The 13,883-nt window shown below is 67.8% G+C and carries 8 protein-coding genes; all 8 read left to right on the top strand.

Annotated elements, in window-relative coordinates:
• Positions 1-18: 18 nt before the first annotated feature.
• Entirely contained in the window at positions 19-807 is a 789-nt protein-coding gene (locus tag CP974_RS03090; RefSeq protein ID WP_037937338.1) for an ATP-binding cassette domain-containing protein, read from the top strand.
• Entirely contained in the window at positions 804-2,003 is a 1,200-nt protein-coding gene (locus CP974_RS03085) for a sugar ABC transporter permease (RefSeq protein WP_031130106.1), read from the top strand. The genes CP974_RS03090 and CP974_RS03085 overlap by 4 nt, the downstream gene beginning before the upstream one ends.
• A 424-nt stretch (positions 2,004-2,427) precedes the next feature.
• Positions 2,428-3,945 carry a recombinase family protein gene (locus CP974_RS03080; RefSeq protein ID WP_158100687.1) on the top strand — a complete coding sequence of 506 codons (1,518 nt, stop codon included), beginning with the start codon at positions 2,428-2,430 and terminating at the stop codon, positions 3,943-3,945.
• 392 nt (positions 3,946-4,337) lie between these two features.
• Positions 4,338-5,030 carry a hypothetical protein gene (locus CP974_RS03075; RefSeq protein WP_031130109.1) on the top strand — a complete coding sequence of 231 codons (693 nt, stop codon included), beginning with the start codon at positions 4,338-4,340 and terminating at the stop codon, positions 5,028-5,030.
• A gap of 1,187 nt (positions 5,031-6,217) precedes the next feature.
• Positions 6,218-7,177, top strand: coding sequence for a hypothetical protein (locus tag CP974_RS03070; RefSeq protein ID WP_140160849.1), 960 nt, complete (start codon positions 6,218-6,220; stop codon positions 7,175-7,177).
• 8 nt (positions 7,178-7,185) lie between these two features.
• Positions 7,186-7,407 (top strand): hypothetical protein, encoded by a 222-nt coding sequence (locus tag CP974_RS03065; RefSeq protein ID WP_031130111.1) that lies wholly within the window; start codon positions 7,186-7,188, stop codon positions 7,405-7,407.
• 18 nt (positions 7,408-7,425) lie between these two features.
• On the top strand, positions 7,426-7,845 hold the full coding sequence (locus CP974_RS31055) for a phage terminase small subunit (RefSeq protein ID WP_442777769.1): 420 nt from the start codon (positions 7,426-7,428) through the stop codon (positions 7,843-7,845).
• 1,218 nt (positions 7,846-9,063) lie between these two features.
• Positions 9,064-13,815 (top strand): peptidoglycan DD-metalloendopeptidase family protein, encoded by a 4,752-nt coding sequence (locus CP974_RS03050; protein WP_031130114.1) that lies wholly within the window; start codon positions 9,064-9,066, stop codon positions 13,813-13,815.
• Positions 13,816-13,883 lie beyond the last annotated feature (68 nt).

Here is a 13,883-nt window from a genome sequence, read left to right as displayed (position 1 = left end):
AGAAGGAGGTGGTTGTCGGTGCCGGTCCCGCCCCTGCTGGCCCTGCGCGGCATCCGCAAGCGCTTCGGCGCCGTCGAGGCGCTCGACGACGTCGAGCTGGAGGTCGGAGCCGGGGAGATCGTCGCCCTGATGGGCGACAACGGCGCCGGCAAGTCCACCCTCGTCAAGGTCATCGCCGGGGTCAGCCCGGCCGACGAGGGCGTCATCCGGTGGGAGGGCCGCCCCGTGCGGCTCCGGCGGCCCCAGGACGCCCACGCCCTCGGTATCGCCGCCGTCTACCAGGACCTGGCGCTCTGCGACAACCTCGACGTCGTCGCCAACGTGTTCCTCGGCCGCGAGCCGCGCCGCGCCGGGCTGCTGGACGAGGTGGAGATGGAGCGGCGCACCCGCGACCTGCTGGGGGCGCTGGCCATGCACACACCGAACCTGCGGGCGCGGGTCGCCACCCTCTCGGGCGGTCAGCGGCAGACCGTGGCGCTCTCCCGCTCGCTGGTCGGCGAGCCCCGGCTGCTCCTCCTCGACGAGCCGACGGCCGCCCTCGGCGTGCAGGCGACCAGCCGCTTCCTGGACCTGGTGGAGAAGGTCCGCGACCGGGGCGCCGGGGTGCTGCTGATCAGCCAGAACATGGGCGACGTCAAGGCCGTCGCCGACCGGGTCGCCGTCCTCCACCTCGGCCGGAACAACGGCTTCTTCGACGTCAGCACCGCCTCGCAGGAGCAGATCATCTCCTCCGTCACCGGAGTGACCAGCCACCACGGGACCGGCACCGGCCGCCGCCCCCCGCAGACCCGGCGGGGTGAGCGGTGAACGGGCTGCGGCGGGCCCTGGGCGGCGGCGCGGAGGCGGTCGGCCGGCGGCTGACCACCGGCGAGCTGGGCGCCCTGCCCGTCGTCGCCGCCGTCCTCGTCATCTGGACGGTCTTCCAGATCCTCAACGGCAACTTCCTCTCGCCCCGCAACCTGTCCAACCTGAGCGTGGACATCGTCGGCGCCGGGATGATCGCGGTGGGGATCGTCTTCGTCCTGCTGATCGGCGAGATCGACCTGTCGGTCGGCTCCGTCAGCGGCCTCGCGGCGGCGCTGTTCGCCGTGCTCAACGTGCGGCAGGGCATGGCCGCGTGGCTCGCCGTCGCGGCGGCCGTGCTGTGCGGCGCCGCGATCGGCGCAGTGCAGGGCTACTTCGTGGCCCGGATCGGCGCCCCCGCCTTCGTCGTCACCCTCGCGGGGCTGCTCGGCTGGAACGGCCTGATGCTGTACGTCCTCGGTTCGAGCGGCACGATCAACCTGGACGAGGAGAGCCTGCTCGGCGAGCTGACCGGCTACTACTTCCACCAGGTGGCGGCGGCGTACGGGCTGGCGGCGGTCGGGTCGGTGGTGTGCTTCCTGGCGTACTACGGGGACCGGCGGCGCCGCCGGGCGGCCGGGCTGCCGTACCGGCCGCTCACCGAGATCGCCGTGCGCACCGGCGGTGTCGCGCTGGTCGCCTTCCTCGCCGCGAACGTGCTCAACCGGTTCCAGGGGCTGCCGCTCGCCCTCCTGGCCTTCCTGGTCGTCGTCGCGGGCCTCGACCTGGTGCTGCGCCGCACGCGGTACGGGCGGGAGGTGTACGCGCTCGGCGGCGGGCTGGAGCCGGCGCGGCGGGCCGGGATCGACGTCGTGCGGGTGCGCGTGTCGGTCTTCATGCTGTCCGGGACCATGGCGGCGATCGGCGGGCTGTTCCTGGCCTCGCGGATCACGTCGGTGAGCCAGACCTCCGGGTCGGGGCTGCTGCTGATGAACGCCATCGCCGCGGCCGTGATCGGCGGGACCAGTCTCTTCGGCGGCCGGGGCACCACCTGGTCCGCGCTGCTGGGCATGCTGGTCATCCAGTCGATCGCCTCCGGCATGTCCCTGCTGGGCATCCAGCCCGCCGTGCAGTTCATGGTCACCGGCGGGGTGCTGCTGGCGGCCGTCGTCATCGACACGGTGGCCCGGCGCACCCGCCGGGAGCACGGCCGGGCGTAGGGCGCGGCCGGGCCGGGGAGCCGGGTGGCCCACCGGGCCCGGACGGGCGCCGCGCGGGCTGCCGGGCGGGTGCCGTGCCGGCTGCCGGGTGCGTGTGCCGTGCCGGCCGGGGCGCGGCTGCGCCGGACTCTGACCGGCCGAGGCCGTGCGCCCGGTCCAGTCGAGGCCGGACGCTCAGCCGAGGCCGTGCGCCCGGCTCGGTCCAGCCCGCGTGCCCGGTTCAGCCGAGGCCGAGCGCCGGGATCTCGATGGCGGGGGCGCTGTGGGGTAACTCCCTATGTACCCTGGCGTCGGGGAAGCGCTCTTTGTAGGGGTGGACATGCAGCGAGAAGACGCCGAAGAACTAGCAGCGTTGGGCTTCACTTCCGACGAGCTACGGAACATGGGCCTGGACAGGCCAGCGGCGGGGGACCCTACCGACCTGGTGGACGTCTATCTTCGTCGATCGAAGAAGCGGGAAGACCTAGCAACACTGCGGGGCCACCTGCGTGACGTCGTCAGGTGGTGCCGGAGCGAAAGCCTCGGCATCCGTCATGTCTGGTTCGAGCAGCGCAGTGCCAGTAAGGCGCAGGTGCGGCGTGATGAGTTCGAGAACGCGAAGGCTGCCGTCCTCGCGGGCCGATCGAAGACCCTCGCGGTGTGGAAGACGGACCGGCTGGACCGACGAGGCATGGGCGCCGTCGGCGGGCTTCTGGACGACCTGGACCGGCGGCGCGCGCGGCTCGTGTCCATCTCCGAGGGACTTGACAGCTCGAAGGGCGGACGCATGGTGTTCGCCATCCTGTCGGAGCGGGCGCGTGAAGAGGCCAAGGACATTGCGCTTCGCGTGCAGATCGGCTTGGATTCGCACCGCATCATCGGCCGGGCCCCCGGAGGGCGACCCCCGTACGGAGTCATGCACGTCGGAAACGGGAAGGTCGGACCGAATCCGAAGGAGTACCCGACGGCGCGGGCAATCGCGGAGGCGCTGCTACAGGGACAGGCAGGCACGGCGATTGCGCATCGCATGACCGCCGAAGGGAAGCGGACCCGCACCGGGCGGCACTGGTCGGCCAACGCCATCTCCCGTATGGCGCAATCACCCCTATGGGCCGGCCTCGTCCCGTACCGAGAGCGCCATACGGATGAGTACGGCAACCCCATCGACAAGTGGGGTTGGAAGGCGGAGCCGCTTATCGGCCCCGATGGGCATCCGGTGTCATGCGGCACGGGCGTGGTGTCGCTGACGGAGTGGTACGCAATCCGGACTTACTTCAACACGCGAACTGTGCGCGGCGTACTTGGACGGCACGGCGCGAAGCAGGCAGGGAAGCTCCTCACGGGCATCATGAAGTGCCCGCACTGTCGCATCGGCGTAGTGTCCGGGGGAGAGTCGTACCGTTGCCGGACGCGCATGGAGGGTGGCGCCTCCGCCTGCCCCGGCACACGCACGAAGGCTGATCGCGCTGACTGGGAGATTAGTCAGATGTGGGTGGGGCATGTGTCGGCGCTGGAGCCTCACGACCCCGTGCTTCATGAGATCGCAAACAGGTGGCTCTCCTACCAGGACCCGGAGCGCGAGGAGCGGCGCAAGCACGTAACGGCGGCCCTGGAGGATGCCGAACGCCGGTCGGCGGAGTTGGATGACGCCTACTACGTCGCGGGGCGCATGAAGCCCGATCGGTACGCGGCGCTCTCGTCAGCTCTGGCAGAGCAGATCGACGCGCTACGGGCGGAACTCAAGGAGCTCCGTCGACAGGCGGACCTAACGCCCTTGCTGGACGGTGTTCTACTGGCCGAGGCATGGCAGGCGGCGGAGCTCCATGACAAACGCATGCTGCTTCGGTGCGCCATCGCCGACCTGACGCTCTTGCCGTCGACCGGGCAGGGTGACAGAACACCGATGATCGACCGCCTGGCGGTCGAGTGGGTATCACCCGCCGTAGCGCCATCCGAGGACTAGAACGGCAGTAGGAAGCCCCCGCCGGGACTCTGGCGGGGGCTTCGTCGTTCACTTCGCGGGGCATGACCAGGGGCCAGCAGGCGGACGCACGGGAAGCTCCGCGCCGTCGCGCCGACAGTAATAGGCGACGAAGCGGCGGAGTACGTCTGAGCGGTCGGTGTCGTCGGGGACGGCATCCCCGAACGCCTTCCAAAGCTCTGCGTCGATACGAAATCTGCTGGCGGGCGTCTTCGGTTGGTTCGGCATGGGACGACCGTAGCAGAGGTGTGGACACACCCGCCGGGTTGTGCGTAAGGTGTGGACACACCCCGGGAATCTTCCCGGAAACGACACAACCCCGCGTCAACTTGGCAGGAGAGCGGGGCTGCGTCCTCAACAGAGGAGAACCCATTATGGCACACGCCCCCGCGTCCCACACGACCGTCACCCTCACCGTTCGCGGCTCTGAGATCATCCCTGGCGACCTCCTGGCCGTGAGGGACTGGTCGGCAGTGGAGGAGATCGGCAGCCGCAGGGACGGGACGACCTCCCTCCACGTCCGCGACGGCGGAATCCGCATCGTCGGAGACACCCGGGAGTACACCGTGCGCCGCGAGATCACCCCTGCCCCGTCGCCGTCGGCCGTCCTCGCGGTCGGCCCGTGCGCGACGGACGACGACCGGGCCAACCTGGACGGCTTCGCCTTCGACGTCTGCGACCAGCTTTGCGTGAGCGCCGTGCCCGCGCTGCACAGCAGCTACAACGTCCGCGACTTCGCCGCGCTGTACGTGTGGGGGCCGGTGCTGGGCGACGACGTGGTACGGAAGCTGGACCCCGTCGCCGCCGTGCTCATGGCTGAGGCGCTGGCCTACGGCGTCGAAGTGAGGCCCATGCTGCGCCCCTCCGAGTGCGCCCGGTGCCTGGCCTGCGGGCAGGGCCAGACGGTCGCCAAGGTCGTGACGAAGTACGGGGAGGCGTTCTGTGTCGACTGTCGCGGGGATGCGGCCGGCTGTGCGTGGTGCGGCTCCGACGTCGTGACCAACCCCGTCGACGTCGGCGGTACGTGGGTGCCGATGTGCTCGCCGTGTGAGGCGCGCCACATCTAGGCAGTTGCGGTGAGTGAGGGGCGGTTACGGCGCGTTGCGTCGGCCGCCCCTCTGCTGCGTCCGCCGGTCAGACTGGCCAAACTGTGCGCCAAGTTTGACCCGCCCGTTCCCGCAGGTCAGACGCGGTTTCGGGGTCAGAAGGGTCAAACTTGACCCTATTCTCAACTTTCTCTAACGCGCGTTAAGGAGAAACTGAGAATAGGGTCTAGTTTGGCGATTTGGCACTCAGTCTGTCCGCGGCCCTCTCGCCGGCTCTGCGGGCCGACGTGGAGGACGCGCCCGGTCGACGTGGCGCGGCGGGGAGTGGCGGACGACGAGAGGGCGGCAGTAGGCCCCAGAACGCCCCTGGCGGCCCCTCTGGCGTGCTAACGGGGGCGGATGGCATCCGAGCCTAGGCGGCGCGCTGTGAGGCGCTTAGACGGCCGCACACGGCTTCCGGGTGGTGCGGCTCTCCGTGGTGGATCTCAGTTGGGGATTTTAGGTGAAGGTTTCTGCATGGAAACCGCATAACCGCAGGTCGTCGCTCAAACACGTGTCACCCCCTGTACATAACGTAGGTAGAGGGTGGAGGCGGAGTGTAAAGCCTACGCAAAGGATGTGGCGCGCTTGCGGGAAAACCGCAGGTCGTCGCTCGACCGACCGTCACACGCGCCCCATTACTAAGGTAGAGGGATCTTACGCACGCGTCGGCGCCCCCTCCTTCCGCCGACGCCTCCCCTGCGGGTGCCTCTCCCCGCAGCCCACCGAGCGTGCGCCCGGTTGACGCAGCCGTCGCTATTGCGTCCCGATGTGCGCCGCTCGGTGGGCCTTCTTTTTTGCACGCACTCGGCAGACCGCCGGAACCACAGACCGTCAGGAGGATGCCCATGTCAGACATTCCTTCGCGTCCGTCGCGGCCCTGCACAGGGTGCGGCCGGACGCTTACTCGCTGCCTCACATTCTTTCACCGGGACCCTTCAGGAGCGGACGGCCTAAGCCGTAAATGCCGGGACTGTAGGAACGAGGCCGAGCGATTGCGATACGCACGGAACGCCGTTGAGGTCCGTCAGCGGCGACGAGAGGCCCGCGTGGTGCGCTCGGCGTACTTCGAGACAACCCCTTTCTGGGACACGGTCTGACGGCCGTATACGCCCTCTGTCGACCCCGACAGGGGGCTTTTCCATGCCCATAACCGAGAGGCAACCATCATGACCAACCCCGAACTGTCAGCCGCGCTCGCGAAGGTCCCAGAGATCCGAAGGACGCAGGAAGTGCACGAGGCCGCGAAGCGGCTCCTACGCGATCACCCGCCCGGCGTGGAGCCTGCGCGTGCCCGCGATCAGGCGGTGTCGGACGCCGTCGACGCGTTCCTTGTGAGCGGTTCATGGCCGAAGAACCTTGGCGCGTCGGCAGCCAAGGCGTACACCGATGCGTTGGCGTGGGAGGCGGAGGCGCTGGCCCGACGTCGAGCGGTCGAGCTCGCAGAGCTCCAGGCTTATGACACACGGCAGGTGCTCTCCGCGGACGCGCTGGGGCATTTGGGGACGCGCCTGGCCGACGTCCTGAGCGACGCCAGGAAGGCCGCTGAGACGGTCGGAGACGTACGGACCGCCGATGACGCCATCAAGGCCGGAGGCGCCGTTGTAGAGGCGTGGGGCAGGCTTCAGAGCCTCGTCACAGACCTGACCAACATCCGGGCCGCGCAGTGGTCCCTTCTCGACCCCGGTCCGCGCCCCCGCGGGATGCCGAGCGACGGCGCCACAAACGAGCGTCGGCAGCTTCGTGAGTGGCGGCGCCAGGGGTACGGCGAGGCGCGCGGCCGGCTGGACGACGTGCCCGCCTGCGTCCAGAGCGCCACGCGCTCCGGGCAGTACACGGAACGCGTGCTCCTGTGGCTTGCTGGCGCGGGAAGGGCGTACGTCCCGACCTCGTTTGACGAGATTCGCGACGAGGCAACTGCCGGTGACCTCGTCGACGTCATGACGGGCATGGATAGGCCGCTCGTGGACTACACGCCGCGGGTCGTCCCGAGCCCCGAACCCCGGCCGGCGCGGACCTACCGGCACTCGACAACGCCACACGTCGACTACACGCAGCCCGCGCCGCCGAAGCCGGAATCCAATGCGGACGTACCGGACCGCGAACTCACCACGTGGGACTACTTCTAGGAGTACAGATGAGCGACTACGTGCAGGGCATCAAGAGCCAGGCTCTGAGCATGGACGGCGAGAACGTCGCCTTGAACCTCGTCGGTGGCCAGTCCCTCACGGGCACGCTGGCGTATGAGACGGTGGCGCGCCTTTACAGCGTTGAGTACCCCGACGTCCTCACCATCACCGTGGCCGGGAAGGCTCACGTCGTCCGGCTGGACCATGTGTCGAGCATCGGCGCGGGCTAAGCGAAAGGAGGGACCGACATGGCGTCTCCAGGACCCCGACGCGATCCCACACGGCCCTACAGCCGAGCGCACCGTGACGACAAGCGTCCCCGCGCGGGCGTCACGGTGCTGCCCCTCGCAGGCTGCGACTTGCCTATCCCACCGCTGCCGACAGGGCGTGAGTGGAGCGGTGCAGAACGCACGTTGTGGGATGACCTGTGGGTGAGTCCGCAGGCGACGCAGTGGGCCGACGCATACGTCCCACTCGTCGCGATGTACGTGCAGATCGTGTGCCAGTCGTTCAGCGGCAGGGCGACGGCTGGACTGGCGCAGGAAGCGCGCCACCTCGCGGACCATCTCGGCCTGTCGCCGGCTGGCCTGCGTACGCTCGGGTGGCAGATGGAATCCGTGGACACCGCCACAGGTGAGCTCCACGCACTGCCCGGCGGCGCCGCGTGAGCGAGCGTATGCGCGCCATGCTGGCCCGACGTGAGGCGCTGCGCACGGTCGCCCGACATGGGACGACGTGCGCACCAGAGCTACGCGCGCCGTGCGTCGTATGGGATTGGCTGAGCGCCGCGGAGGCGGCCGACGTCGAGCGCCACGGCATGAGCTCACCACTCGTCGTGCGCGCGTGGCGACGCTGGCAGGAAGCACGCCGCACCTACGCGGAGCGCGCGGGGGCGAGCGAGGCAGCCGCGTGCGGGCCAACCGGTCGCCCGACGCTAAACCGCCCCTGACCTGGGAAAACTCCAGGGGGGCAATCAATGATCAATCAGCCTGAAGACCGTACAGGTGCTAGTGGGCGCTGTCTGCCAACCGCTTTAAGGTCGAATCTCGGGGTCGCCTAATCGGTCCCACATGGCCCGCTGAGCGACTTCCAGAGGCTCACGCGCCTGAATTGGTCGACGTCAAGCCGCTGGAGCGGCAGACGGGACCGGCCTCAACCTCTTAAGGCCGTCAATACAACTGTGCAGGTCAGGCGGCTATAAGTGTTCTGCCGTCAATAAGAGCGGCCCCCACTCGTCGGATGGGGGCCGCACGTGTTTATCGGAGAGGCATTATGGACGACGAGAAATGCCGGCGAAACGGCTGCACCTTGACCCGCGGGTGGCGCGTTCTCCCCGACGGGCGACGGAAGCGCCGCACCGCGTGTAGTCACGCGTGCGTTGTTTGGATGGCGCGTGCGCGGGATGCGCTCCAGAACGGCGACGCGAACGAGGCAACGGAGCTGTTGCGTATCGCTGCGCAGCTTGATAGGCGCACCCATCCGGGCCAGACAGTCCCAGGGGTCTTCAAGCCGCCGCAGAAGCACGCCTAGCGGACGCGTAGGCGCCGCTCAGTAGATAGCCGCATCAGCCCATTGAAAGGCCCGTCACGGCGTCGTGACGGGCCTTTCTCGTATCCCGGAGCACCTATGCCCCACCAAGATTCTAAGACGTGCCTACGTCCGGACTGCCGATTCAGCCCGCAACCGTTCATGTCCGACGCGGGGACGCTGAGCGTCGATGCCTATTGCAGCACGGCATGTAGAACGTGGACGGAAGCGGCCGTAGTTGTAGCGCGAGCGCCGTTCTCTCCGGTCATTGAGCGCCAGTCGGAACGACTGTTCCTCGTGGCGCAACTCCTCAACCTTCGTGACCACCCCGCGGACTACGACGAGGAGGTGACCGCGCAATGCCAGACCTGGACATCGTAGGCAGCGTAGCGGTCGACGTCGTTCCTATCGCGCCTCAGCTCACCAACCGGCTGAGGGCGATGATGTTGCCGGCCGCTGATCGTGTTGGGCGGGATGTCGGGCGGCAGATCGGCGACGAGATATCGCGGAACATCGCCGTTGCCATTCCGAGCGCTGTCACTCAGGGCGGAACGGCTGCGCAACGGGCCGCAACGAGGCAAGGCAACGACGTTGGCGGAGCGTTTGCGCGCTCTATCCGCACGAAGTTGACGGCTGCATTCCGTGCAATGCCGAAGCTGGATATCCGACTCAGTGACACGGGCGTTGACGCAGAACTTGCGCGCCTTCGAGCGCGCATGGAACAGCTCAGCAACAAAACTATCGGCATCGATATCGACGCCGGCTCCGCTGAGGCGGAAATAGCCCGCATTGACGCTGAGCTCCAGCGTCTAGGGGCGTCCCATGCGAACGTCGACGTGCGGGCGGACACTGCGACCGCTCGCGCCGCTCTCGCGGAGATACGCGCGCAGATAGCGGCCGTCGACGCGCAGGACCCGCGGGTTCGGGTCGACGTCGACACGTCGGGTGCGAGCGCTGCGGTTATGGCGCTCGGCGTTCAGTTGGCCGCTCTCACAGCCATTCCCGCCGGCCCCGCTATCGCGGCCGGGCTGGGCGCTATTGTCGCCATGGCGACGGCCGCAGGCGCGGGTGTCGGCGCACTGGCGGTAGCGTCGATGGGCGCCGTTAAGGGTGTCTCCAAAGCCCTTCAAGCGAAGACAGCCGCCGAGGACGACGCGACGCGGGCCGCTGTAGCCGGAGGCAAGGCAGCCACGCAAGCGGCATCCCGCGCGCTCCAGATGGCGGGTGCGCAGCAGGCCCTTTCGGCAGCGCACCGCAACGCCGCGCGCTCCGTCGCACAGGCCAACCGGCAGATCGAAGACGCTGAGCGGGCGGTAGCCGACACGGCGCAGCGCTCCGCGGACCAGCGTCGGCAGGCTGCCGAGTCCGTAGCGCGCGCCGAAAGGTCCCTTGTCGACGCCAAGCGCAGCGCGAAGGCCGCGGAGGATGACCTCACCCGCGCCCGTGCCGACGCCGCGCGGCAGCTCGAAGACCTCAACGACCGCCTTGCGAACGGTGCGTTGGCGCAGCGTGAGGCCGCTCTCCGCGTGCAGGAGGCGGAGCAACGGCTCCGGGAGGTCATGGCCGACCCTCGCGCGTCCACCCTCCAGCGTGAACAGGCACAGCTTGCCTTCGACCAGGCACAGCAGCACGCCAAGGAACGGCGCCGTGACTACGCCGAGCTCCAGCGCGACGCTACCGCTCAGCGCAAGGCCGGCGTCGACGGGAACGACGCGGTGAAGTCGGCTACTGAGCGCCTGGCCGACGCTCAGCGCGCCGTGGTCGAGCGTACGGAGGCCGTAGCCGACGCGCAGCGTGACGCCGCCCGCGTCCAGGCGCAGGCCGCGCAGGACATGGCCGACGCTCAGCGTCGTGTCGCTGACGCCACCGAGAACGCTGCCGCCGCGCAGGTGTCGGCGGCTGAGTCCATCGTCTCCGCGGAGCGGGGCGTAGCGTCGGCGCGGCTCTCCGGTGCCGCAGCCTCGGCGACGGCCGTGACGAAAGCCGACGAGTACCGGGCCGCACTGGCGAAGCTGACGCCGGCCCAGCGCGACCTCTTCAACTCCATTGCCGGCCCGCAGGGAATCAAGAGTGCATACGACGAGTTCCAGAAGAGCCTACAGCCGCACACCCTCCCCATCTTCACGCGGGCCGTGGATGCGGCGAAGGGTGCTCTACCGGGACTGACGCCGCTCGTCATTTCCTCGGCGTCGGCAATTCAGACGCTCATGGACAAGGCGTCGACGCAGCTTAAGACGCCGTTCTGGCTCGACTTCAAGCAAGGCATCCGCGAGAGCGCAGAGCCCGCCATAGTCGGGTTCGGGACGGCGTTCGGTAACGTCATCAAGGGTATTGCTGGGATCATCAACGCGTTCTTCCCGCACATGGACGGTATCGTTGAGCGGTCCGACCGGATCACGGAACGGTTCGCGAAGTGGGGGACGAGCCTTAAGGGAAGCCCGGAGTTTGAGCGGTTCCTAGAGTACGTCAAGGAGACCTCTCCGGGACTGGCAGCCTTCATTGGGGACCTCCTCGGCGTCATCATCGACGTGTCACAGGCATTGGCGCCGCTCTCAGTGCTCCTGTTCCAGGTTCTGAGTCCGCTCCTCAACGGTATATCGTGGCTCTCGGAGAACTTCCCTGGGCTGATTCAGCTCTTGTGGGGGATGTACTTCGCGACAAAGGCCATCGGCCTGGGGATGGCTGCATTCGGTGTCGCTATGGCGATCTATGAGGCAGCCGTAGCCGGCGCCATTCTCGTAACGTCGGGGTGGGCGGTGGCGCTGAACTCGACGGGCATTGTGCCGATCATCCGTGCCATTGTGATCGTCGTGGGCCTCCTCATTGCCGGACTCATCTACGCATACAACAACTGGGACTGGTTCCGGATTGCGGTGGACACCACCGTCGACGCAGTCGGGAAGGGCCTTTCGTGGCTCTGGGAGAGCGTCCTCCGTCCCGTGTTCTCAGCCATCGGCACCGCTATTACCACCGTGGGTGAGGTGGCCGTGTGGCTCTGGGAGGAGGCGATCGGGCCCGCGTTCCGGTTCATCCGTGACGCCGCTCAGTTCCTTGTGACGCTGCTGGTCACGGTGCTTCTCCTGCCGCTCTATCTCATCTTCAAGGCCGTTGGTGCCGTGGCGATGTGGCTCTGGGAAGAAGCGATCGGACCTGCGTTCCAGTTCATCGGCGAAGTGGCTACGTGGCTCTGGTACACGGTCCTTAAGCCGGTGTTCCAGTTCATCGGCGACGCTGCTATGTGGCTGTGGAGCAATGCCATTCGGCCCGCCTTCACGAGCGCCAAGAAGGGCTTCGAGGATCTAGCAGCGGTCGGGCAATGGCTCTGGGACAAGGTGCTTGCGCCTGTCTTTGGCTTCATCGGCGACAAAGCTACTTGGCTCTGGAATGAGGCCATAAAGCCCGCATTCGACGCCATCCGCGGCGCAATCGACCTCGTCAGCGAGTCTTTCGAGGACGGAAAGTCGAAGATCGAAAAGGCGTGGAACCAGGTCGCAGACATCGCCAAGCAGCCGGTGAAGTTCCTTATCAAGTACGTCTACAACGAGGGAATCGTTCCTCTCTGGAATAAGGTTGCCGATATTACGGGAGCGGGCAAGCTCAAGGAGATTGACCCGAACGTTCTAGATCGTGTGGACCTTGGATTTGCGCGCGGTGGCATTCTTCCTGGTCAGTCCTCATGGCGGCAGGGAGATGACCAATTGGTGCCGATGCGACGTGGCGAAGGTGTCTACGTCTCGGAGGCCATGCGGAATCCATACGAGCGGGCGCGTCTCCATGCCGTCAACAAGGCAGCGATGCGCGGGGAAAGCCTCAGTCGATTCCAGGGTTACGCCGAGGGTGGTATCGTCGGCTGGTTCAAGGACAAGGCAAACGCAGTCGGAGACTTCGTTTCCGGTGCTGCCGGCGCCTTGAATCCGGCGGAAATCTTCAGCTCCGCCAAGGACTACATCAAGAGTCAGTTCAAGTCTCTTCTGACGAACCCCTGGGCGCGTTCCATCGCTGAACTCCCCGGACGTGCTCTGACGGCTCTCAAGGCGAAGGCCCTCGACTTCTTCGGCTTCGGCGGGGGAATCGGTAACGGCCAGTGGATCAACCCCGTGAACGCCCCGTACGGCACCCCGTACGGCAAGGCGGGGAAGATGTGGAAGTCTGGCCGGCACACGGGCCTTGACTTCCCTGCCGCGACTGGCACACCCATCAAGGCGGTGGCCGACGGACGTGTTGCGTACACCCGCAGCACGGGCCCCTACGGCACGCATGCCCTGATCAACCACGGTTCCGGCCTGGCGTCGCTGTACGCGCACATGTCCGCGACCGTGGCCGAGGCAGGCAAGGCCGTCAAGCAGGGCCAGCACATCGGCCGTGTCGGCGCGACCGGCAACGTCACGGGCCCGCACCTCCACCTGGAGGCGCGGCGCAACGGCAACCCGATCGACCCGATGCAGTTCCTCGCGGCCGGCAGTGGCAGCGGGGGCAAGGGCGTGGAGCGCTGGCGTCCGACGGTCCTGCGCGCGCTGGAGATGACGGGCAATCCGCGAAGCTACGCGGACCTGACGCTTCGGCGGATGAACCAGGAGAGCGGCGGCAACCCCAAGGCCGTCAACCTCTGGGACATCAACGCTCGAAACGGAACACCGTCGGTGGGCCTGATGCAGCTCATCAAGCCGACGTTCGAAGCCCACGCAGGCCAGCTCCGGAAGCTGGGGCCGTTCCTGCACGGTGTCTCGACGAACGGCTTGGCCAACGTCTACGCGTCGATGAACTACGCGATGGCGCGCTACGGCTCCCTCCCGCACGCCTACAACCGCCCTGGCGGCTACGCCTCCGGCGGCCTCCCTCAGGTCGGCGAACTCTCGTGGGTGGGCGAGAACGGCCCGGAGCTCGTGCGCTGGCTCCACCCGGCGCAGGTCTACAGCCACACCGACTCCATGGCCATGACCCGCGAGGCGGGCCGGCTGTTCGACGTCGGCGGACGAGGCGCTACCAGCCTCACCGCTGACGTGCACGTGTACGTCGGCGACCGCGAAATCACGGACATCGTCGACACCCGCATTGAGCTGCACGACAACGCTGCGGCATCCGCTATGCACACCGGAAGGGCGCTCCTCTGACGCAGGAGCGCCCCCTCCACCAGCCGGCCCCTGCACTCCGCGGGGGCCGGCCCCACACCTACCAGAAG

The organism is Streptomyces fradiae ATCC 10745 = DSM 40063, assembly GCF_008704425.1.
In the GTDB taxonomy this organism is placed as follows: Bacteria; Actinomycetota; Actinomycetes; order Streptomycetales; family Streptomycetaceae; genus Streptomyces; species Streptomyces fradiae.
Note: the sequence above shows the minus strand (reverse complement) of the source record. Positions and strands in the feature narration are given on the sequence as shown.

Bases quoted from the DNA above. Each gene is read 5' to 3' on its own strand.
- CP974_RS03075 (WP_031130109.1), top strand. From the start codon at position 4,338: ATGGCACACGCCCCCGCGTCCCACACGACCGTCACCCTCACCGTTCGC.
- CP974_RS03070 (WP_140160849.1), top strand. From the start codon at position 6,218: ATGACCAACCCCGAACTGTCAGCCGCGCTCGCGAAGGTCCCAGAGATC.
- CP974_RS03065 (WP_031130111.1), top strand. From the start codon at position 7,186: ATGAGCGACTACGTGCAGGGCATCAAGAGCCAGGCTCTGAGCATGGAC.
- CP974_RS31055 (WP_442777769.1), top strand. From the start codon at position 7,426: ATGGCGTCTCCAGGACCCCGACGCGATCCCACACGGCCCTACAGCCGA.
- CP974_RS03050 (WP_031130114.1), top strand. From the start codon at position 9,064: ATGCCAGACCTGGACATCGTAGGCAGCGTAGCGGTCGACGTCGTTCCT.